This window comes from Gordonia sp. NPDC062954, from assembly GCF_044543825.1.
Classification (GTDB): Bacteria; Actinomycetota; Actinomycetes; order Mycobacteriales; family Mycobacteriaceae; genus Gordonia; species Gordonia tangerina.
In genome coordinates this window covers 281,258-302,544 of the sequence record NZ_JBITWL010000002.1, presented here as the reverse complement: position 1 = coordinate 302,544, position 21,287 = coordinate 281,258, and the positions used below count along the sequence as shown (strand labels likewise).

Annotated in this window: 25 protein-coding genes; 16 read left to right on the top strand and 9 right to left on the bottom strand. The window is 65.7% G+C overall.

The features are described 5' to 3' along the window. Window positions 1–21 precede the first annotated feature (21 nt). Window positions 22–1,713 carry a glucose-6-phosphate isomerase gene (pgi, locus tag ACIGKQ_RS04035; protein WP_235725520.1) on the top strand — a complete coding sequence of 564 codons (1,692 nt, stop codon included), beginning with the start codon at window positions 22–24 and terminating at the stop codon, window positions 1,711–1,713. A gap of 90 nt (window positions 1,714–1,803) precedes the next feature. On the opposite strand, the gene ACIGKQ_RS04030 is transcribed toward pgi, so the two are convergent. Then, complete coding sequence (locus tag ACIGKQ_RS04030; RefSeq protein ID WP_235725518.1) at window positions 1,804–2,355, bottom strand: hypothetical protein; 552 nt, start codon at window positions 2,353–2,355, stop codon at window positions 1,804–1,806. Window position 2,356: 1 nt separating this feature from the next. On the opposite strand from ACIGKQ_RS04030, the gene ACIGKQ_RS04025 reads away from it, so the two are divergent. Next, complete coding sequence (locus tag ACIGKQ_RS04025) at window positions 2,357–3,022, top strand: hypothetical protein (protein WP_266059850.1); 666 nt, start codon at window positions 2,357–2,359, stop codon at window positions 3,020–3,022. A gap of 9 nt (window positions 3,023–3,031) precedes the next feature. Here the strand turns inward: ACIGKQ_RS04025 and ACIGKQ_RS04020 are convergent, their stop codons facing one another. Beyond that, window positions 3,032–3,781 (bottom strand): SDR family oxidoreductase, encoded by a 750-nt coding sequence (locus ACIGKQ_RS04020; protein ID WP_328713103.1) that lies wholly within the window; start codon window positions 3,779–3,781, stop codon window positions 3,032–3,034. 106 nt (window positions 3,782–3,887) lie between these two features. Further along, window positions 3,888–4,781, bottom strand: coding sequence for an Fpg/Nei family DNA glycosylase (locus tag ACIGKQ_RS04015; protein WP_287015062.1), 894 nt, complete (start codon window positions 4,779–4,781; stop codon window positions 3,888–3,890). A 25-nt stretch (window positions 4,782–4,806) separates the two neighbouring features. On the opposite strand from ACIGKQ_RS04015, the gene ACIGKQ_RS04010 reads away from it, so the two are divergent. After that, window positions 4,807–5,547 (top strand): 3'(2'),5'-bisphosphate nucleotidase CysQ, encoded by a 741-nt coding sequence (locus ACIGKQ_RS04010; RefSeq protein WP_235725511.1) that lies wholly within the window; start codon window positions 4,807–4,809, stop codon window positions 5,545–5,547. A gap of 18 nt (window positions 5,548–5,565) precedes the next feature. On the opposite strand, the gene cobF is transcribed toward ACIGKQ_RS04010, so the two are convergent. From cobF to ACIGKQ_RS03990, 4 genes are all read right to left on the bottom strand, one after another. Further along, on the bottom strand, window positions 5,566–6,321 hold the full coding sequence (cobF, locus tag ACIGKQ_RS04005) for a precorrin-6A synthase (deacetylating) (protein WP_396572451.1): 756 nt from the start codon (window positions 6,319–6,321) through the stop codon (window positions 5,566–5,568). A gap of 6 nt (window positions 6,322–6,327) precedes the next feature. Further along, on the bottom strand, window positions 6,328–7,146 hold the full coding sequence (locus ACIGKQ_RS04000) for an SDR family oxidoreductase (protein WP_396572421.1): 819 nt from the start codon (window positions 7,144–7,146) through the stop codon (window positions 6,328–6,330). A 35-nt stretch (window positions 7,147–7,181) separates the two neighbouring features. Then, window positions 7,182–8,114, bottom strand: coding sequence for a hypothetical protein (locus ACIGKQ_RS03995; RefSeq protein ID WP_396572419.1), 933 nt, complete (start codon window positions 8,112–8,114; stop codon window positions 7,182–7,184). Between the two features lie 257 nt (window positions 8,115–8,371). Next, window positions 8,372–8,812 (bottom strand): SRPBCC family protein, encoded by a 441-nt coding sequence (locus ACIGKQ_RS03990; RefSeq protein ID WP_235725506.1) that lies wholly within the window; start codon window positions 8,810–8,812, stop codon window positions 8,372–8,374. A gap of 56 nt (window positions 8,813–8,868) precedes the next feature. Here ACIGKQ_RS03990 and ACIGKQ_RS03985 point away from each other — a divergent pair, with 56 nt between their 5' ends. Next, the gene (locus tag ACIGKQ_RS03985; RefSeq protein WP_235725505.1) at window positions 8,869–10,347 is read left to right on the top strand and encodes an MFS transporter; all 1,479 of its coding nucleotides are present in this window, start codon (window positions 8,869–8,871) and stop codon (window positions 10,345–10,347) included. On the opposite strand, the gene ACIGKQ_RS03980 is transcribed toward ACIGKQ_RS03985, so the two are convergent. Further along, a complete protein-coding gene (locus ACIGKQ_RS03980) occupies window positions 10,307–10,972 on the bottom strand; it encodes a nitroreductase family protein (RefSeq protein WP_235725503.1) in 666 nt (221 codons plus the stop codon). The two genes, ACIGKQ_RS03985 and ACIGKQ_RS03980, sit on opposite strands and share 41 nt — an antisense overlap. A gap of 43 nt (window positions 10,973–11,015) precedes the next feature. Then, window positions 11,016–11,513 (bottom strand): MarR family winged helix-turn-helix transcriptional regulator, encoded by a 498-nt coding sequence (locus ACIGKQ_RS03975; RefSeq protein WP_372475334.1) that lies wholly within the window; start codon window positions 11,511–11,513, stop codon window positions 11,016–11,018. Between the two features lie 70 nt (window positions 11,514–11,583). On the opposite strand from ACIGKQ_RS03975, the gene ACIGKQ_RS03970 reads away from it, so the two are divergent. The 12 genes from ACIGKQ_RS03970 (at window position 11,584) to ACIGKQ_RS03915 (ending at window position 21,085) form a co-directional block, all read left to right on the top strand. Beyond that, window positions 11,584–12,702: an FUSC family protein gene (locus ACIGKQ_RS03970; protein ID WP_396572418.1), complete on the top strand. Its 1,119-nt coding sequence runs from the start codon at window positions 11,584–11,586 to the stop codon at window positions 12,700–12,702. 222 nt (window positions 12,703–12,924) lie between these two features. Beyond that, a complete protein-coding gene (locus ACIGKQ_RS03965; RefSeq protein ID WP_396572416.1) occupies window positions 12,925–14,076 on the top strand; it encodes a tyrosine-type recombinase/integrase in 1,152 nt (383 codons plus the stop codon). Between the two features lie 242 nt (window positions 14,077–14,318). Continuing rightward, window positions 14,319–14,486, top strand: a complete 168-nt coding sequence (locus tag ACIGKQ_RS03960; RefSeq protein ID WP_396572414.1) for a helix-turn-helix domain-containing protein — start codon at window positions 14,319–14,321, stop codon at window positions 14,484–14,486. Next, window positions 14,486–14,911 (top strand): hypothetical protein, encoded by a 426-nt coding sequence (locus ACIGKQ_RS03955; RefSeq protein WP_396572412.1) that lies wholly within the window; start codon window positions 14,486–14,488, stop codon window positions 14,909–14,911. Before ACIGKQ_RS03960 ends, ACIGKQ_RS03955 begins: the two co-directional genes overlap by 1 nt. A 103-nt stretch (window positions 14,912–15,014) precedes the next feature. Further along, window positions 15,015–15,233 carry a hypothetical protein gene (locus tag ACIGKQ_RS03950; RefSeq protein WP_396572410.1) on the top strand — a complete coding sequence of 73 codons (219 nt, stop codon included), beginning with the start codon at window positions 15,015–15,017 and terminating at the stop codon, window positions 15,231–15,233. A 198-nt stretch (window positions 15,234–15,431) separates the two neighbouring features. Then, window positions 15,432–15,779 (top strand): hypothetical protein, encoded by a 348-nt coding sequence (locus ACIGKQ_RS03945; protein WP_396572408.1) that lies wholly within the window; start codon window positions 15,432–15,434, stop codon window positions 15,777–15,779. Next, the gene (locus ACIGKQ_RS03940; protein ID WP_396572406.1) at window positions 15,776–16,444 is read left to right on the top strand and encodes a hypothetical protein; all 669 of its coding nucleotides are present in this window, start codon (window positions 15,776–15,778) and stop codon (window positions 16,442–16,444) included. Before ACIGKQ_RS03945 ends, ACIGKQ_RS03940 begins: the two co-directional genes overlap by 4 nt. 229 nt (window positions 16,445–16,673) lie before the next feature. After that, window positions 16,674–16,901 (top strand): hypothetical protein, encoded by a 228-nt coding sequence (locus ACIGKQ_RS03935; protein ID WP_396572404.1) that lies wholly within the window; start codon window positions 16,674–16,676, stop codon window positions 16,899–16,901. A 252-nt stretch (window positions 16,902–17,153) separates the two neighbouring features. Further along, on the top strand, window positions 17,154–17,408 hold the full coding sequence (locus ACIGKQ_RS03930) for a hypothetical protein (RefSeq protein WP_396572402.1): 255 nt from the start codon (window positions 17,154–17,156) through the stop codon (window positions 17,406–17,408). Further along, the gene (locus ACIGKQ_RS03925; RefSeq protein WP_396572400.1) at window positions 17,408–18,649 is read left to right on the top strand and encodes a phage portal protein; all 1,242 of its coding nucleotides are present in this window, start codon (window positions 17,408–17,410) and stop codon (window positions 18,647–18,649) included. Before ACIGKQ_RS03930 ends, ACIGKQ_RS03925 begins: the two co-directional genes overlap by 1 nt. Continuing rightward, the gene (locus ACIGKQ_RS03920) at window positions 18,621–20,306 is read left to right on the top strand and encodes an HK97 family phage prohead protease (protein WP_396572399.1); all 1,686 of its coding nucleotides are present in this window, start codon (window positions 18,621–18,623) and stop codon (window positions 20,304–20,306) included. The genes ACIGKQ_RS03925 and ACIGKQ_RS03920 overlap by 29 nt, the downstream gene beginning before the upstream one ends. A 188-nt stretch (window positions 20,307–20,494) precedes the next feature. Beyond that, on the top strand, window positions 20,495–21,085 hold the full coding sequence (locus ACIGKQ_RS03915) for a hypothetical protein (RefSeq protein ID WP_396572397.1): 591 nt from the start codon (window positions 20,495–20,497) through the stop codon (window positions 21,083–21,085). Window positions 21,086–21,287 lie beyond the last annotated feature (202 nt).

Here is a 21,287-nt window from a genome sequence, read left to right as displayed (position 1 = left end):
CCGACAGCATAGGGTGAAACCATGAGCGACGTCTCCGGCAGCGACCTCGAGATCAGTGACCACGACGACATCACCGCCACCGCATCCTGGCAGGCTCTCGCCGCACATCAGCCCCACGTGTTCGCCATGCACCTGCGTGAGGTCTTCGCGGTCGACCCGGACCGCGGACGCGAATTGACCCTCGACGTGGGCGACCTGCACATCGACTACTCCAAGCATCGGGTGCTTCGGGAGACCATCGAGCTGCTGTGCAGTCTGGGGCGCGAAGCCGGTCTCGAGGAGCGCCGCGACGAGATGTTCGCGGGCGCACACATCAACACCTCCGAGGACCGTGCGGTCCTGCACACCGCACTTCGACTGCCCGCCAACGCCACCCTCACCGTGGACGGTCAGGATGTGGTCGCCGACGTACATGAAGTCCTCACCGCGATGGGCGAATTCACCGACCGCCTCCGCAGTGGCGAGTGGCGGGGCCACACCGGCAAGAAGATCACCGACGTCGTGAACATCGGTATCGGCGGCTCGGACCTCGGACCAGTGATGGTGTATCAGTCACTACGGCACTACGTCGACACCGACATCCGGTGTCACTTCGTCTCCAATGTCGATCCCGCGGACATGGTCGGGACCCTCGCCGACCTCGATGCGGAGACAACGCTGTTCATCATCGCCTCCAAGACGTTCACGACCCTGGAGACGTTGACCAATGCCGCCGCCGCACGTACCTGGCTGCTCGACGCCCTGGGCGCCGGCCCCGATGCGGTGGCCAGACATTTCGTCGCGGTCAGCACCAACGCCGACGAGGTCGCGAAGTTCGGCATCGACACGGCAAACATGTTCGGCTTCTGGGACTGGGTGGGCGGGCGCTATTCGGTGGACTCCGCGATCGGGTTGTCGGTGATGGCGGCGATCGGCAAGGAGCGGTTCGCCGAGTTCCTCGACGGCTTCCACATCGTCGACGAACACTTCCGGACTGCCCCGCTGGAACGCAACGCGCCGGTCCTGCTCGGTCTGATCGGACTCTGGTACAACAACTTCTGGGATGCGCAGACTCGGGCGGTACTCCCCTACTCCAACGACATGGCGCGCTTCGCGGCATACCTGCAGCAGCTGACCATGGAGTCCAACGGCAAGTCGGTCACCGCCCACGGGCATCATGTGACCACCGAGACCGGTGAGATCTTCTGGGGCGAGCCCGGAACCAACGGACAGCACGCGTTCTACCAACTACTCCATCAGGGCACCCGGATGGTGCCGGCAGACTTCATCGGCTTCGCCGAACCCACCGACGACCTACCCACCGCCGACGGCACCGGCTCCATGCACGACCTACTGATGAGCAACTACTTCGCGCAGACCAAGGTGCTCGCCTTCGGCAAGACCGCAGACGAGATCGCCGCCGAAGGTGTAGCTCCGAATGTGGTGGCCCACAAGGTGATGCCCGGCAATCGGCCGTCCACCTCGATCCTCGCCCCGAAGCTGACGCCGTCGGTGATCGGGCAGCTGGTGGCTCTCTATGAGCATCAGGTGTTCGTCGAAGGAGCGATCTGGGGCATCAACCCGTTCGATCAATGGGGTGTCGAACTCGGAAAGACCCAGGCAAAGGAACTGCTTGGCGTCATCGTCGATGAGGCATCTCCGGCGGCACAAGGCGATTCGTCGACCGACGAGCTGGTGCGGTGGTACCGCACCCACCGCGGCCGCTCGGCCTGAGTGCCCTTCGTGACACTCGGCTTGCGCCTCGTTCCTCAGCGATCAGGGCAAGGGTCGGCCAGCGCATGGCTCGTCAGGAGTCAGGGGACGCTACTGCCAACGGGATTCGTCGAAGACTTCGTCGGGTATCTCGTCGCCCGGCTGTACCCCGAGCTGTTCGAGGCGCCCCATCAGTGCGGCGGCCACCGCGATGAACGTGACCAGATCCTGGGGTTCGGTTGATCGCTCGGCGGGGTCTCCACCCATGAATTCGTGCACCGACGGCGGCACACAGTCGCCCATGTCGATCGAGCGTTGACCGGTGGCGGTGCGCCACGCGTCGAAACTCGCCGCATCCACCGCATCCGCGATGTCACCGTTGCGGACCGCAGCGAGGACCTCGCCCACCGACGCGAGCGGGCCACTGCTGCCACTGGACGGATCGAAGCCGACCACCGTGTCCGCCGGGATCTCGTCATCCTCGTCGAGGGTGAAATAGACGATGCCCCGCCAGTCCGCACCCAACGCCGAGACGTCATCGCGCCCGAAGACGTCCGTCAACACCTCGCTGACCTCACCCTGGCGCCGCTCCCCGAACACCTGGAACGCGCCATGAGCCACAACCTGTCCCTGCTTGGCCGACACATCGGCTACCTTACGCATCGTGAGGCCACTTACGAGGACCCTGTCGCCGACGCGGCGTGTGGTCGTCGCCATGATCGCAGCCGGCACGCTGGTCGTCCCCGGCTGCGCCACCTCCACATCGACCGAAACACCCACACCGACGTCGGTGCCCACCACCGCAGCGGTGACCGTTCCGGCCGGTCCGGTCGAGGGCACCGCCCCCGGCACTGCCCTGGACTTCGGGGACACCGCCGTACTACCCGCGGATGCGTTCGACGCAACCGGGCCGCGTGCGATGTTCACCGTTACCGGAATCACCCCGGCCGAAGGCGTCCCAGACGACATCAGCGACGGGGGCACGCCGTACTTCCTCTACGTGACGGTGACGTCGCTGACCCGGCGGCCGACGGCGGCCCCGTCGGTCATCGGACTCAGCGGCAGTCCCGACGGTCGGGCGCCCACCCTGACCCGCGCGCCGGTCCCGGGGCTCACCGACTGTCCCGACACCGCACCGCCCGAACGGATGCGCCGCGGCGAGTCGTACAGCACCTGCCTGATCTCGGTGGCCGACGCCGGCGAGCGAGTCGAGCAGGTGATCTATTGGGCCGACACGACATCGGACGTGTCGCTGGACTACCAGCGGGCGCCGGTGTCATGGGCACTGCCCGGGGCGTCCGCGGCACCGTCGACGTCGGGCGCGGGTTGATCTGCCTTGTCACACCATTCGGCGAGTGATGGCTGACGGGAGATGGCGCAATGCCAGCGCAATCGGTCGCCATGGCCACGCCGGAACCGGAGCCCATGCCGATTCCTTCTCGATGGCCGCGACCATCGCGGCGACGCCGGTGTCGGTGTCGGTCATCAGCGCGGTCCGCACACCGCGGTTGATGTCGGTCTCGATGTAGCCGGGCAGCAGCACGGAGACGCTGATGGGCGAATCGGCGAATTCGGCTTGGAGGCCCTGCCCCAGAGCGGAGAGTCCCGCCTTTGATGCCGAATAGGCGGCTTGGGCTTTCGGCAGACCGCGGATCGCGCTCATCGAACTGACCAGCACCAGATGCCCGCGGCCCTGTGCCCGAAAGATCTCGAGAGCGGCCTCGACCTGTGCCAGCGCACCCACCAGGTTCGTCTGCACGGTCTCGATGTTCGCGGCCGCATTGCCCGTACCGATGGGCGCTCCCTTGCCCAACCCGGCATTGACGACGACCCGGTCCAGACCACCGAGTTCGTCGGCGAGCCGCGCGAAAACCGGTGCAACCGATTCGGTATCGGTCACGTCGAGCTGCGCGGTGACCACCTGGGCAGCGGCGGGTTGCAGCTCGGAGGCCAGCTCGTCGAGACGATCGAGCCGCCGGGCACACAATGCCAGCGCGCGGCCCTCTGCGGCGAACCGGCGGGCCATTCCCTCGCCGAGTCCGGAACTCGCGCCGGTGATCAGGATCCTCTGCCGTGTCGTTGCGGTCACGGTTCCCCAACCTACCGGGGAGACCTGGTGTTGCCGTCGCGGAGCATGCGCGGGTCGGTCTCGACGATTCCGGTGCCGTCGACGACGAGGAGCCGTACACCGCGACTCATTTCAGCAACCGCGACATCCGACGGTCGGCCAATACCTTTCCGCCGGTCTGACACGTCGGGCAGTACTGGAACGACCGGTCGGCGAAGGCGACCTCGCGAATCGTCTCACCGCACACCGGACACGGCAGTCCGGTGCGGGCGTGCACCCGTAAACCGGTGCGTTTCTCCGATTTCAGCCTCGCCACCGTCTGACCTTCCAGACGCCCGATGGCGTCGGTCAGCACTGAGTGCACCGCGTTGTACAGGGCATCGATCTGCTCGGAGCTCAGCGACTTGGCCGACGCGAACGGCGACAGCTTGGCCGTGTGCAGGATTTCGTCGGAGTAGGCGTTGCCGACACCGGCCAACACACGCTGATCGGTCAGCACGTTCTTGATCCGTCCGGTCGTGCCGGACAGAATGGCGCCGAATTCGTCGCGACCGACGGCGAGCACATCTGGTCCGAGTGTGGCGATGCGATCCACCTCGCCGACCTCACGCACGATCCAGACGGCCAGACGTTTCTGCGTGCCGGCCTCGGTGACGTCGAAACCTTCACCGGGCAGCCCGCAATGCACGCGCAACGCGATCGGCCCCTTGCCCCCGGGTCGCGGTGGCGTCTGCGAGAGGCCATCACTCCAGCGCAGCCAACCGGCCCGCGACAGGTGGATCACCATCACGATCACCGGGTCGGGAGAGTTCGCGGTGTCGGGTCCCGGCATGGTCCGGATGATCAGGTACTTACCGATCCGGCTGACCGATTCGACAATGCGTCCGGCCAGTGCGCTGTACGGCGGGTCTGCGGTTTTCAGCACGGCCAGCGAGGCCACGTCGACCCGTCGGATCGGGAGTCCGGCGGCTCGTCCGTCGACGTAGTCGGCGATCGCCGCCACCTCAGGAAGCTCAGGCATGTCTCCAGTGTGCTCTAGTAGACGGATGATCTCGCGCCTTTCCGACGCCGACCTGGCGGCTCACATCGCCGAGGGCGCGGGTCAGATCCTTCTCGGCGTCCGACATGGTGACCTACTGACCGGACGCCATCTCGGGGACGTCGGCGACGCGATGGCCCAGGCATGGATCGCCAATGTCGTCGTGCGCCATCGTCCGCATGATGCGGTGCTGTCGGAGGAAGGCGCCGACATCGGTGACCGAGCCACCACCGAGCGGGTGTGGATCATCGATCCGCTCGACGGCACGCGCGAGTTCGCCGCCGGCTCCGCTGACTGGGCTGTCCACGTCGCGTTGACCCACGACGGACGGGTGACCGATGCCGCCGTCGCACTGCCGGCGGTGGGCGAGGTTTTTCGATCCGACACCGTCACAGCGCCCGATGGTCCGCTCACCGGACGCATGGCGGCGTCTCGGTACGGTGGCTCGTACGAGAGCGCATGGGTGTCGCGGCGACTGTCGCTGAGCATGATCGGCATCGGTTCGGCCGGTGCCAAGGCGATGGCGGTGGTGCGCGGTGACGTCGACGCGTATGTGCACGCCGGCGGACAGTACGAGTGGGACAACTGCGCGCCGGTGGGTGTCGCCCAGGCTGCGGGTCTGCATTGCAGCCGTCTCGACGGGACGCCCATCGTCTACAACCGACCCCAGCCTTACATGCCGGATTTTGTCATCTGCCGCAAGGAGATCCGCGATGACCTTCTCGGTGTGATCGACGAGATCTGGTGAGGGCGGCGGCCGCGGAAGTCACGACTTACGCAGCAGATAGATGTCCATGATCCATCCGATCCGCTCGCGGGCCTGCGCACGGGCGGTGACGATCCGCTCGGCGACGTCGGCGACGCGACCGGAGATCAAGATCTCGTCGTCGGTGCCCACGTAGGCTCCCCACCAGATGTGGTCGTCGGGGTCTGCCGTGTGCCGGAAGGTCAGATCGCCGTCGAGCATGACGATCTGGTTGGCGTCCGCGCCCACCGGAGTATCGGCCAGCCGTCGCCCGGTGGTGATGTGGATGGGTTCCCCGATGCGGTTGGCCGTGATGCGATGTGCGGCGGTGAGCGCACTGGCGCTGGTCACACCGGGCACCACCCGGACATCGATGTCGAGTTCGGAGTGTTCGCACAGATCGTCGACGATCCGCAATGTGCTGTCGTAGAGGGCTGGGTCACCCCAGACCAGGAAGGCGGCGACCCCACCGTCGACGAGTTCGTCGGTCAGCACGTCGGAGAGGACGGCAGCGCGAGCCCGATGCCAGCGCCTGACCTCGGCGTCGTAGTTGTCAGGGCTGCGATCACGAGGCGGGTCGACGACCTCGACGACGCGGTGGGTCGGCGCGGCGTGCCGGGCCAGGATCTCCCGTCGCGCATCGGCCAGCGACTGCTTCGTCTGTCCCTTGTCGAGAAGCAGGAACACATCGACGTCGGCCAGGGCGTCGACGGCCTCGAGCGTGAGTTGGCGCGGGTTGCCGGGCCCGATGCCGATGACCCGCAGCGTGATCCGCATCATTGCTCAGCTCCGCACCCTGGGAAGACCGTGTTTGCGTGCGGTCATGTCCAGGATGAACTGGCGCGGCAGCAAACGACGCAAGGCGAAGACCAAGCCGGCTTGATTGCCTTTGGCGTAGAACGGTTTCGGGTGTTCGGCCAGAGCTGCGTCGGCAATGACCCGGGCCATCGTGGCCGCATCGATCCCCGCGTCTTCGTTCTTGCGGGTGGCGGCAGCCAACGTCTGGTATTCGGCGGCATACGGCGAGTGCTCGCCGATGTGGATGCTGCGCCGGTCGCCGATACCGGTGGCGATCGTGCCGGGCTCCACTGAGATCATTCGGATGCCATATGGGGCGACCTCGCGACGAGTCGCGAAGGCAAACGCTTTCAACGCGGATTTCGTTGCGGCGTAATTGGACCGGAAGGCCACCGGGAAGCTGGACAGCATCGATCCGACCATCACCACGGTGCCGGCGCCACGCTCCCGCATACCGGGCAGCACCGCTTTCGTCAATGCGATCGGCCCGAAGACGTTGACCGCGAACAGTTTCTCGATCGACTCCATCGAGGTGTCTTCCAGTGCACCGGCTTGGCTCTCGCCGGCGTTGTTGACCAGGATGTCGATCACCCCGACCTTCGCCACACATGCCTCGGCACTGTCGTAGTCGGCGTTGTCGAGTGCGACATAGTTGACACCGCGGATCGGGTCGGCCACGGTCTCGGGATGTCGACTGGTGCCGTAGACGGTGTGACCCCGTTCGACGAACGCTCGCGCGACTTCGGCCCCGATGCCGCTCGATGCCCCGGTGACCAGCACGACCTTGGAATGTGATGCACCCACGACGAACACCGTAGCGCGTCGGTCGCCGACGCCGGTCAGTCGGCGTCGGACCTACGAAAGCGCGCCGCGGCCGCCGCCGACTCGCTGGCGAACCAGATGTCGGGCGCCACCGCATCGTAGGTCGACGACCCCGGTAAGTGATACGTGCCCGAGGACGCCGATGCCTTCACCGGGTAGCCGTCGGGTGCGCGGTCGGAGTCGACGAGGGGCAGGTGCGCACCGAGCGGCACCGGGGTCTTCTCACCGTCGCGGTAATACGACCCGACACCGTCTCCGGAGGCCGACTGTGCCGAACCGAATCCCAACTCCGCGTCGTCGGGCGGGGCCATGACCTCGCTGAGGTCCTCGGCCATGAGCTCTTCCAGGGACAGCGGCATCGTCAGATCGCTGACCTCCGTGGCGGGCCCGTCACCCGAGCCCGACGCCGCCACCGCACCGGAGGCTGATTGCGCGGGCGCCGGTCCGGTGGCCGCTGCCACCGTGTCCGCCGTCCCGCTGTCTGCCGCGGACGACTCCACCTCCGATGGCAGCCCTGCGGGCGGTTCGCCCATCGTCACCTCATCATCGGCCGCGGATTCTGCCTGCTCAGCCGGCTTCGTCCGGAAGCTCTCGACTGGCGCGGCGGCCTCCGGACCGACCTCGTCGAGACGTTGGGCGGCGGCCGCGACCGGTTCACCGTCGGGCTGCTCCGCGGTGGCGGCCGCCCGCGGCGCTGCAGACTGCCGGAACGTGGTGAACAACCAGATCAGGAGCAGACCCACGAGAATGAGCAGGAACGGGACCAGCAGCCACCACCAGTCGCTGCCCTCGGTCTCGTCGGCGGCATTCGTGTCAGCGCCGGAGGCACCAACACCGATGGGATTCGCGCCGGCCTGCGACGCCACGAAGAGCACGTGACTCGCCACGATCGTCGCGCCGAGCACGATTCCGGCCGTCCGCTGTGTTCGTCTGCGCGTTCTCGTCATCATGGCACCCCGACTCCGTCATCATCGAAGTTCTATCGGTCCTGTCATCCACGGCGGCACGAACCGCCCAAGATACCAATCTGTTTCATTTGCCAGTCGAACATACACCGATATCACTCCGACAACCGGTAAACGCGCGCAGGCAAATTCGCACCAAGACGTAAGGACTTGTCATTGCACTGCTGCGCGTAGGCGGATTTTTGGCCGATCTGTGACGCAAATACATTCTGCGACGCCATTTCCGGACCGCAGCACCTGCGTCAGGCGAGCCGGGAAACCTGCTCGACGAGATTCTTGTCGGTCTGCCGGACAGCTTGGCCGGCGAACGGTTCCACCAGGCTGCCGAGGGCACGTCCGGCCAGGCCACCCGGCAATGTGTAGACGAACTCGACATCGACCTGAGTCCCGGCCCCGGCGTCGACGAAGTTCCAGGTGGTGTTGGCCGAGAATCCCTCGACCGATTCAAGCCGAATGAGTTCGTTCTCGACCCATTCCACGGTTTCCACAGTCGAGGTCAGAGTCTTGGGACCCACTTTCATGGTTACCGCGAACTGCGATCCGACGCCGTCGGTGGCCTCGGTCACCGGGACGAATCTGGTGACCCCGAAGAAGAAATTCGGCACATTCTGATGATCGTTGATGTAAGCGAACACCCGATCACGTGGCACCTCCACCGACGAACTGTGGCGGATCGTCCCCATTGTTTCCTCCCGGTTGCTTCTTGACCACACCCCGACGGTCCGATATCCGTCGGAACATGCCGGATCAGGATCGCTCGACGCCCCCCGGTTCCGGCGCACCCGACTCTGCCACACCCGGAACCTGGCGGGAACTGTTTGACCGTGGTCACCGCGCTGCGGTCACGGTGTTCGCAGGCGGCATCGCCGTGTTCGCCATCAACACCTACCTGACTGCGGCATCATTGCCGACCGCCGTTGCCGAGATCGGCGGCCAGCGTCTCTACGCCTGGGTAATGACGGTCTTCCTGATCACCTCGGTGTTCTCGTCGATGTTGGTGACGCGAACGCTGTCCCATTGGGGCGCGCGGGGTGCATATCGCGTGGCCTTCGGACTGTTCGGTGTCGGCTCGCTGGTGTGTGCCCTGAGTCCGGTGATGCCGGTCATGCTGCTTGGCCGCGGATTGCAGGGACTGGGCGGCGGACTGCTGACGGGCCTGTCCTTCGCTGTCATCCGGGTGGCACTGCCCGAACGCCTCTGGGTGCGAGCCGTGGGTTTCGCATCAGCGATGTGGGGTGTCGGCAACCTCATCGGGCCGCTGCTGGGCGGCTTGTTCGCCCAGGTCGGGTTTTGGCGGGGTTCCTTTTGGCTGCTGGTGATCGCGTCTGCCGCGATGGGCGGATTGGTGCGGGCGTTGCCGGCGGGGCGGCGCGCTGAGTCCGACGCCGCGTCACTGCCGGTGGCCTCGCTGGGCTGGCTCGTAGCCGCCACCGTCTGCGTGTCGGTGGCCGGCATCGTAGACGGGTTACGGGTGCCACTGATCCTCCTGGGTGTGGCGGCCGCGCTGTCGATCGGCTTCATCGTGGTCGACCGTCGCGGTGACGCCGGATTACTGCCGCGGTTGACCTACCGTATCGGCAACCCCCTCAAGTGGATATACGTCTCGATCGCGGTGCTGGCCATCGGCTCGACCGCCGAGGGTTTTGTTCCGCTGTTCGGCCAGCAGATCGCCGGGATGCCACCGCTGGTCGCCGGCATGCTCGGGGCGGCCCTGTCCTGGGGATGGTCGAGTGCGCAACTGACCAGCACCACGTGGGCCAACGGCGAGCGGGCCACCGCGGTGCGGATTCTGGGCCCGGGCGTTCTCGGCGCCGGTCTCGCGGGGTACGGAGCGCTCCAATTCGCTTCGACCCCTGGGGTCATCGCCGCCTGGTTCCTCGCGCTGTTCGTCGCCGGAGCAGGCATCGGCATGGCGTTCCCGCACATCGCGACCGCCGCCATGACCATCACCCGCGACGACACCGAGGCGGCTCGGGCGTCGGCCGGAGTCAACACGGTGCAGATGGTCGCCAACACCTTCGGATCCGCGATGGCCGGACTGCTCGTGAGCGTCGGTGCGACGGTCTCCACAGGCGCGAACCCGGCGGTCACGTCGGCACGATTTCTCGGATTCGGGTTTGCCGCGATTGCTGCCGCAGGCGTTGTCGCTGCGATCGCATCGGTGCGGCCTGCCACGGTCAGCCCCGGAAAGCAGGTCCGTCGTACTGATCGATCGTGACGAACTCGTCGACCGCCTGTCGACGCAGTTTCGTCAACTGTTTCACCGGTTTTCCGATCGGAACGACGGCTGCCACCGCGTGGTCGGCCGGTAATCCGAGCAGGTCCCGGACGGCCGGCTCCTGGGCGATCGCCATGGACGTGAGATTGCCGCCGTACCCCTCCGCTCTGGCACCCAGCAGGATGTTCCAGACCAGTGGGTAGACGCTCGCCCCACTGACCACACCCACCCGGTCGAGGAACTGATCCACCGCGGCAACGCGTCCCAGATCCACCGACACAACTAGTACCACCGGAGCTCGGCGAATCGGCTCGACGAAACTCGCTGGGACAGCGGTTTCATCGATGATGTCAGGCGCAACTGCGGTCGGTACAACGGGATTCCACGGGTTCTCGCCCGCGTTGCGTTGCGCCACATAGCGTCGGACCGTCGGCTCACCCAGTTCGCTGAGACGCTGCTTGATCTCGGCATCACGGATGACGATGATGTGGGCTCCCTGACGGTTGCCGCCGCTGGGGGCGAACCGCGCGTTGTCGAGGATGCGCCACAGCACGTCGTCGGGTAGCGGGTCGTCGGTGAACTGTCGCGCTGCGAAGGTGGTCCGCATGATGTCGTAGAGCTCCATGCGTCCACTATGCCCCGCAGGCCAGGCGCCGTCAGCGACCCGATCAGCCGTGCACCGCCGCCGACACTTTTCGCAACAGCGCGGCCAGTGACTCCCGCTCGTGCGCAGTCAACCCCGACAACGCGACCTCGTCGTCGGCGAGACGACGCGGTAGTTCGGCGTCGACCAGTGCCCGCCCGGCGTCGGTGGGTTCGAGCAGCACCACCCGCCCGTCGCGCTCGGACTTCCGGCGCACCAGCAACCCGCGGCGGGCGAGATTTTCGGTGATCTTGGTGATCGAGGCGCCGCTGAGCATCGTCGTGGAGACCACCTCGCTGGCCCGGAGCGGCCGCGGAGAGCGAGTCAACGCTCCAAGCACGTCGTACTCCGATCTCGACACCCCATGCGGCTCGAGCTGGCGGTCGAGGTGGTGGCTGCTCGCGGTGGCAATATGCTGGATGCGGCCCAGGATGCCGATCGGGCGCATATCGAACTCGGGGTATGCCTTCGCCCACTCGGCTTGAATCCGATCGACGAGGTCGGGCACTTCTGGGCCGGTCACAGCCGTCATCGTAGGCCCTGCCGGCTCGCGTCGATTTATTTCACTACTAAAATAGTGATAAAGTAACGACATGACCACATCCCTCGTCGAACACGCGCGCGCCCGTCACGACGCGCTGACGCATGCGCTCCGGCCGTCGGTGTGGCGGGCCACGCTGTCGGCAGACCTCGCACGTCTGAGCGTCGCCGCGCCGCTACGGGTGGGATTCGCGGTGGCCTGCACACTCGTCATCGGCGGGATGACCGGGCACCGCGACGTCGCCGGCCTCGCTGCGTTGGGCGCTCTGATCGCCGCATTCTGCCGCGCGGATCCATTTCGGGTCCGCGCCGGTCGTCTCGCAGTGCTCGCGATCGGGATCGTCACGTCGGTGGGCGTCGGCGCAGTCCTGGGCCTCACCGACGCACCGGTGGCAGCCGAGATCGCCGCCATCTCGGTACTGGCAGGCGCGGCCGCGCTCGGGGTCGCCGCCCTGCACATCACCGGCCCTGGCGCGATCGTCTTCGTGTTCGCGGCCAATGCCGCCACGGGATTCACTGACGACGCAACGGATCTCACGCGCGCACTTTCCGCGACAGCACTGGGCACCGTTGTCGGCGCGGGGGCATCGCTGGCACCGTGGATCTGGCGCCGGTACCGCGCGACGGCCATCGACTCGACACCGGTGCACTACCACTCCCTCTGGCGCACGTTGCGCCGTCGGCCACAGCCCGACTTGCTGATCAACAGCGGTCGAATCGTGGTTGCCACTGCGGCGAGTGCCGCCATCGCCGTCGGTATCGGTTTCTCACATCCGATGTGGGCCGCGATGGGCGCCCTCGCCGCGATGCAGGGTGTCTCCTATCACCTGACCGTCCAGCGCGGCGTACAACGCCTCCTCGGCAACATCGTCGGCGCCGTCGTCGCCGCGGCATTGCTGGGTATGGGTCTCGGCTACTGGGGTGCGGTGATCGCGATCGTGGCGTGTCAGGTCATCGCGGAGATCTGGGCGCCGGTGAACTACGCGGTCACCTCGCTGGCGGTGACTCCGATGGCGCTGCTGCTCATCGCCGTGAGTGCCGGCCTCAGCCCGCAAGCAGCGATCGACCGGGTCGCCGACACTCTCATCGGGGTGGTGTTGGGGATCGTGGTGGCTGCGATGACGATCTCGGTCGGCGACCACCCGGGCCGGAGGTCGGCAGGGATGTCATAGTGCGCCCGCGTGAATCTCTGTCAAACTACACAGTGGGCGCACACCGACCGGAGGTCGGCAAGAATGTCACAGTGCTCCCGGCAGGATTCGAACCTCATGACCCTGCCCGACGCTTTCACTTGTTGACCTGCGAAAACTCGCGTTCTAGCAGGTAATCGCCACCGTACCACGTGCCCTACAGTGGACACGGAACGACACGTCAGGAGTCTTGGAGGGCACATAGTGGGCACGGACGAGCGGCGCCGATTCGGCTCAGTGCGCAAACTGCCGTCCGGCCGCTACCAAGCGCGCTACATCGGGCCAGACGCGGTGCGGTACTCGGGGCCGCGAACGTGGGCGGCGAAAGACGATGCGCTCGGGTGGCTGCGATCCGAGGAACGCTTGATCGAGATGGACGTGTGGAAGTCGCCGGACAGGCGGCAGACGACCGAGCGTGCCCGATCGCTGACGGTGGCCGAGTACGCGAGGCGGTGGAACGAACAGCGCGCGGTCAAGGCGTCCACGCGGGCGCAGTATCAGAGCTATCTGCGGGTGCATTTCGAGGGCACGGAGCTGGCCGATATGCCGGTCGGTGAGGTGACTGTGGCGGACGTGCGCGAATGGTGGGCCGAGGTCCGGGACACCAGCGCGGGCAAGTCGGACGGTGCGACCCGCAATGCGCGGGTGTATGCGTGGCTGCGGACGGTGTTCGAATCGGCTGTCGAGGACGGGCTACTGGATCGCAACCCGTGCCGGATCAAGGGCGCGGGAGTGACGAAGCGGCAGCGGACGATCACGGTTCCCTCCCCTGCCGAGGTCTCGACGTTGGCCGACGGGATGCCGGATCGGCTGCGGTTGCTGGTTGTCCTGGCGGCGTGGTGCGCGATGCGTCGCGGTGAGCTGTTGGGGTTGCGGCGGATGGACGTGGAGCCGGACGGCAGTCTGCTCTATGTGCGTCGCGGCGTGACGTTCGTGAAGGGTCAGCCGGTGGTAGATACGCCGAAGTCGGGCCGCGAGCGGACGGTGGCGGTCCCTCCGCACCTGCACGCGGCCGTGGTCGAGCACCTGGGCGAGCATGTCGGCAAGGGCCGGGCGGCGCTGGTGTTCGCGTCGGTGGCTGAGGGCAACGTCGGCGGGATCGTGGATGAGTGGACGTTGCGCTATCACTGGCAGGCGGCGCGCGAGAAGATCGGCCGGGATGATCTGCGGTTGCATGATCTGCGGCACGCGGGGTCGATGTGGGCGGCGTCGGCCGGGGCGACGGTGCCGGAGTTGCAGCGGCGGCTTGGTCACCAATCGACGGCTGCGGCGTTGCGGTATATGCACGCGGCCGAGTCGTCTGATGTGGCGATCGCGGCGCGGTTGTCGGAGCTGGCCGGGGGCGACGCACCGTAGCCGAGTCTCAATTCTGATACTGCGCGGGTCTGTGACCTGCATTCTTGGCCGTGTTGTGTTCTGGCGGGCCGGAAGTGGTCGGGTCGCCGGGTTAGAGTCAATGAAGCAAGTGGACATAGCGGGCACCGTGCGCATGTAGGCGACGGTAAGCCAACCGCACCGACAGACATAGGCCACTTCGCACCATCTGCACAGACGAGACCCGTTGCACTAGAGCGGGTCCAATCACGCATGGAGCAACTATGTCTGCACGTTATCTGTCGATTCAGCAGGCCGCGACCGAGGTTGGCGTCTGCACCAAGACGATCCGCCGGTGGATCAGCGACGGCCGACTCACGGCGCGGCGGGCCGGTCCGCGACTGATCCGCATTGACCGGCGCGAACTCGATCAGTTCATGGCGGGCGTCTGATGAGTGACTACGACGAACGCCGGATCAACGGCGAGCGGTGCCTGTCCGAGCTGGCGGCGCAACGCTACATCGGTCGGGGCCGAACGTCGCTGTGGACGTGGCGGCGTGACGGTCTGGTGAAGGCGTACCGGGTGAAGCTGGCAGACGGCCGGTGGCGCACCTACTACCACCGTGGGAGTCTGCGGGCTGCGAGTCGTGAGATGAAGCGACGGAAGGCGAACCAGCTACATGTCGCCGGTCCTGGGCGTGGTCTGCGGGCGACGGACGAGCAGCGGGCGAAGGCGTATTCGGATGCGGAGCGGCGCAAGGCGGACAAGGCGGAGGCGGTGCGTCGGCGGCGGGCTGAGATGCGGGCGGCTGCGGAGGCTGCGGAGCGTGCCGAGGATGAGTTGTATCGGCGCGGAAACTGCGACGAACGCCTGTAACTCATTCTCATAGTGCGTGGGGTTGAGCGGTGCCGTGTCTTCGCACACTTCTCGCGGCCACCGCTTGCCCACGCCACCACTCACCACAAGGAGGCGATACCCCATGCCCTACCTCACCAGAACCGTTGCTGCCGAGCACATCGGACGCAGCCCGCGAACCATCGACAAATGGATCGGCGACGGGATGCCCTCAGTTGCGCAGGAACGCGGCGGGCGGCTGATCCGCATGATTCACACCGATGACCTGAAGGCGTGGCGGCAGCGGGCGATTGAGCGCCATGAAACGCTGTCGGGCCGACCATCGAAGGCCGCGAATGCCTGACCGTATCGACGTTCATTACCGACAGAAGAACCGACCGCGCGGCGGGCCACCACGCCACCGATTCCGAGTGCGCGTCAGAGACCCACGCGGGCAGGAGATCACGACGGTGGACCTTGGGGCGACCGCGTTCTACGCACTGGCCGACCAGATACAGGACCGCATTGACACCTACGAGCGAGCACGACAGGAGACACACCAGTGAAGACCGGAGTCACGTTCACCTGCCCATGCGGCGCCACCGATGTGCCCGCCGGTTGGGACTGGACGGCGTACGTTCACGAGTCCGGGACAGCGTGGTCGAAGGGGGCAGCGCAGCGGGCGCACCGTCGCGGCACCGTGTGCCGAGGTCCGGGCGACCTGTTCACGTGGATGCTGCGGAACGCCGAGCTGGCCGAGGCCGGGCCGGACCTGCGGCTGGCGACTGACGCCGAGATCGAGGCGGGCCGCTACCACGGCGGCGACAGCGACCCACGCAACGATCACGAGCAGAATATGCGCGACTACGACGAAGCGATGCGCAAGTACCGTCAGGGGGAACTGTTTTGAGCCCTGAAGTCACCGGCCAGCCGATCAAGTATCACGGCACGCTGCAAGCGCCGTACCAGGCCGCACCGCTCGCACTCTCTCGCGACATCTCACTCAGTGATAGCGCGCGGTCGATCGCACTGTGGCTGTGGTCGCACAACGAGAACTACCGCATTTCACAGAATCGGGCAGCGGAGCAGCTTGCACGCTCGCGGAACACGGTTCGGAAGGCATTCACTGAACTGCAAGATGCTCGTTGGCTCATCGCGCAACCTGTCCGGCCGCGATCGGGGGCACGACCGCTCGGATTCATCTACCACCTGACGCGTGAAGGCAGATTCACAGATCGGCAGGCGGAGCGGCTGAGTGCTGACGTAGTGCCGGGTTGTTCAGAATCTGAACAACAGCCTTGTGCAGGAAGTGAACACCTAAGAAGTCCAAGGGAAGAAGTACAAGATACTTCGTCAGCGCAGCTGACGGTATCCCTGCAACTGCCCGGAGACTGGCAGCCGACTGCAACGCACCACGGGCAAGCGGTCGCGAAGGGCGTGGACCTCGACGCGCTGGCCGACACGTTCACTACGCACTTCGCGGACAGCGGCGAGAGCAGGCCGAACTGGAACGCAGTGTTTGGCGACTGGATCAACCGTGAGGCTGCGAATCCCGGCGTCCTGGCGAACCTGTAAGCGACTGACCACACGGAAGGACTGACCGATGGGCAGCATCAACCACAACCTGAAAGCGATCGTGCGCAACACTCACCGCAACCGACGCGAAACCATCACAGACCGACAGCGACAGAGCCACCAGGCGCGGAACGAACTACTGCGCCGACTGCGGTCCGGCGAAGGATCGTGAACCGCCGGCATTGAGATAGCGAACAAGCCCACCATCCAACATCACGGAGAAACGACCATGACTTACGCAAACCAGCTTCGCGCAGCCGCCGACCTCGCCGACCTCGAAGGCGTAGCCACCGTGGTCGAGCATCACGACCACAACTTTCCCAACGAAGCAGTTGAGATTCGCGTCAACCCTCGACGCTATGCGGTCGCACCCGACACTCTCACGGGCCACGTGATGCTGAGCCAAGACCAGGCACGGGCACTCGCTCGCGTGCTACTTCGGGCAACTGAGCAGTAATCAGCCCCTGGGGCCACGCCTGTTGTCGTGCGTGGCCCCTCACGTAGGGGGTGGCTCGATCACGAGGAAGCCGGGAGGCCGGAGGCGAGCCGCTGGTTGGCGTCCTCTCCCCTGCGACCCTAGGCCCATCGGGCGCGTGCGCGCGCGAGGCAGCCGGGCCTGACAACTGAACAGAACCAAGCCATTCCGGGCGCTCAGATCAATTCTGGGCGCCTTTCGGCATCTATTGGAGGTATTGACCATATGGAACGGATGGAAGCAACGAACCGGGGTCGCTGTCAGGCGTTGACGGCGGCGCTCGCGTTCTCGAAGGGCGATCGACGGGCGTTTGAGCGGGCGACTGATGACGTATTCGAGCGGGCATCGGGCTACCACGAGTTGGTGGCCGGTCTCTGCGATCTGGTCGTGGAATCGTTCGACTGTGACCACCAGGGCGATCGGGTGGCGGTGGCCGAAGCGATCCGGGTGCGGCGCGAACTCGCGGCCGAGGCATCGGCGGTGCGCTGATGCGGTGGCCGTGGCAGGCACCGAAGCACGGACGGGCCTACGGGCTGGACGAGCCGCTGACCCATGATGCGGCAACGGTGCTCGATAAGAGTCCGGCCGAGCTGTACCGGGAGCAGCCGCACCTGCGGACGGTGATCGACTTCCTGGCGCGCAACGTGGCGCAACTCGGGCTACACGTGTTCGAGCGCACCGACGATGACGGCCGTGAGCGTGTCCGGGACGGCGGGCTGGCCGCACTGTTGGCACGGCCGAATCCGCACCAGACGACCTATGAGCTGGTGTACGGCATCGTGGCGTCACTCGCGCTGTACGGGCGCAGCCTGACGTGGGTCGGTGTCGATGAGTCGGGGCAGCCGGGCGCACTCTGGCCGATCGCTGAACAGTGGGTGGTGGACACCAGAGACTCGACGGCGTTCGCGGTCGGCGTGTATGTGATCGAGCCGAATGATTCGGGTCGACGGATTGAGATTCCGGCCGACCAGGTGATCGAGTTGCGCGCTTGGCATCCAACCGATCAGAGGGTTGGTTCGTCGCCGGTTCTTGCGTTGAAGTCGATTCTGTCGGAGCAGATTCACGCGCAGACGTTCCGGGAGCAGCTGTGGCAGAACGGTGGTCGTGTCGGCTCGTACATCACCCGTCCGGCTGAGGCGCCGGACTGGTCGAATGAGGCGCGCGCCCGTTTCAAGGGATATTGGAAGGCCGTCTACACGGGCGATGGGCGCAAGGTTGGCGGGGTGCCGATTCTCGAAGAAGGGATGCAGCTACACCGACTCGGATTCAGCGCGAAGGACGAGGATTACGTCGAGGGAACCAAGCTCGCTCTGACGACGGTTGCCAGTGTGTATCAGGTCAATCCGACGATGGTCGGCGTGCTCGACAACGCGAACTACTCGAACGTGCGCGAGTTCCGGCGGATGCTGTACGGCGACACGCTCGGGCCGATCCTGAAGCAGATCGAGGCACGGTTGAACGCGTTTCTCGTGCCACGGTTCGCCGACACCGGGGACCAGTACGTCGAGTTCAACGTTCGGCAGAAGCTCGAAGGCTCGACGGAGCAGATGGAGCAGTACGTGGCTGCGGTCCGTGAGGGCATCCTCACGCCGGGCGAGGTCCGTTCGATGATGAATCGGCCGCATATCGAAGGTTCTGACCATCTGCGTCTACCGGCGGGTGTGACTGTGGCGCAATCGGATTCAGATAGTGGGGTGAGAGATGAAGCGGAGCAAGCTGGCGGTCGGTGAGGTCAAGGCCGTCCAGGACGACGCTGGAACGTTCGAGGCGTACGTCTCGGTGTTCGGCAACGTCGATTCGGTCGGTGATGTGGTCGAGCGTGGCGCGTTCGCGAAGACGCTGGCGGAGTGGGCCGAGCGGGGCCGACACGTGCCGGTCTACTACGGGCATAGGACGGATGATCCGGACATGTGCGTCGGGCATGTGGTCGAGGCGGTCGAGGACGAGCACGGGTTGAAGGCGTCGGTGCAGATCGACATGGACGGGCCGAAGGGCGCGCAGACGTTCCGGCTGGTCAAGGATGGTCGGATCGGTGAGTGTTCGTTCGGGTATGTGGTGCGTGAGAGCGAACGCGAGAACGGGCACAACGTTCTGAAAGAGCTCGAGCTGTTGGAGGTTTCGGTGGTGCCGGTGGGTGCGAATCGGGCGACCTCGATCAGCAATGTGAAGGGTGGCGGGGAGTCCGTCACCGAACAGTCGAAGGGTGACGACATGCAGGTGAAGATCAACAACCGTGACGAGCGGGCAGAAGCCAAGACCAAGGCCGACGAACTGGTAGCGCAGGCCAAGGCGGGCGAGCTGAACGATGAGGGCAAGGCGGAGCTGGCCGGTCTGGTCGAGGCTGTCCAGGAGTTCGACGCCAAGGCTGCGAAGGCGCTGGAATCCAAGGCGCTGATCGACGCGGTGGCCGCGTTGGGTGGCGAGCCGGTCCAGGACGAGGACGGCGAGAAGGCCGCACCGGTCGCGGGCCGTAAGTTCCTGGCCTTCAGTGGCCGCAAGTCGCAGGCTGTCGCGTCGAAGGCTGCCAAGGCCATGCTGGGCGGTATCGGTACCAAGGCTCTCGTGTCGTCCGGGTCGTCCGTGGTCGGTGTCCCGCTGGAAGACCAGTCGCCGATCGAGCAGCAGCGAATCCCGACCAGCTTTCTGGACGTGCTGCCGACCAAGCAGCACACCAGCCCGACCTACCGCTATCTGCGTCAGACTGTGCGCGACTTGCAGGCGGCGGCGTGGCAGTCAGGACAGAAGGCGACTTCGGCCGTGTCGGTCGAGTCGGTGGACGGCGAGCTGCGCGTGATCGCGCACATCTCCGAGGGCGTCCCGGAGTACGAAAATTACGACAACGCGGAACTGTCCGCGTTCGTGGAAGCTGAGATGCGCTACGGGCTGCGGCAGGCGGTCGAGGCCGAAGTCCTCGCGGGCGACGGCACCGGGGCGAGCATGACCGGCATCCTGAACACCAGCGGTGTGCAGGCGCAGGCGTTCGACACCGACCCGATCACCACCGCGCGCAAGGCGATCACCGTCATGGAAGCGGCCGGGTACGTGCCGCACGTGTTCGTGATCCGGCCGGAGACTGCCGAAGCGATCAGCTTGCAGCGCAACACCAGCGGTCAACTCGACATGGGCAACGTGGCGGTGGATCGGGCGGCGCAGCGTCTGCACGGTGTGCCGTACGTGGTTTCGACTGCGCTGCCGACCGGCAAGGCGGTTCTGCTCGACCAGTCGGCTGTCCGGGTCGATTACGACGCGGCCGGTGTCCGCGTGAAGTGGGGCACTCAGGGCGACGACTTCGGATCGAACCTGATCCGGTTGCGTTCGGAGCTGCGCGCCGGTGTCAGTGTGTTGCGGGCCGGGGGCGTCGTGGTGCTCGACACCGTGAGCGTGTGACAAGTGGATGAGTGACGGGAAAGCGCCCCGCTAGCGGAATGCTGGCGGGGCGCTCTTCTGCGTTCCGGCTGTTTGCTAGTACGCCGGACCGCACTCATTAATGCTATCTGCCGAGGGCGGCCTGGCACCTCGGCCGAGGCTGGTGAGATTCGCGCGATTTCCGTATCTGCGCAGTACCGTTCTCCGTTATGACGGGAGACCAGCATGACGACTTGGATGACTTTGTTGAATGGACGCGGCGCTACAGACTGAAAGAGCAAGAATCATTCCAGCCGCAAGGGGCAATTGAGCAGACCGTTCTAAACATGATCGGCGCATACGAGAACGTTGTCTCGCGCGCGAATTGGCTGTGCTTTCACCAAGCTGGCCCCGACGGAGTCGCTGATCGCGAGCGCTTGGTTCCTGCGCTTCGAAGAGCGATCGAGGCCGCCGGGATCGAGGATTGGTCGATCGATGCTTTTGCGACGCAGTTCGACAAAGTCAATACGGCCCGGAATCGGCTCGCACACATGCTTTGGGTAGACGAGGTAACCGGAGACTGGCCGAACCGCAGTTTGCGCGTTGTAGTGCGTGGGAAGGTCGGTGAACCAAAAGGTCGAGGAGAACTTGAGTGGTTCGCTGATGGCTGGTCTAGGAAGAACACTCACACGGTGCAGATTTCCGAGCAGGAACTATATCGGACTCTTGATCGCCTGTGGTCTCTCCGGAACTCACTTCTAAAACTGGGGCGTGCATTCAGCATTGCCGCCGAGAACAAGGCTAGAAACGAGGCGGTCTGACGACACCCTCACACGGGTGGCCCAGCCTCTGCCCCATCCCGGTCGATCGACCCACGAACCACGCCCCTATCGCGTCCGGCCACGACTCATAGCCTCACCGGGAACCGGCAAGGCGAAGTCATGGCACCGGCCGGGCGGCGATCAATCGCGCGGCGGTGGCGCACGTCCCAGGCGTGCGACTGAGCTACTGGAAGCAGGTCGG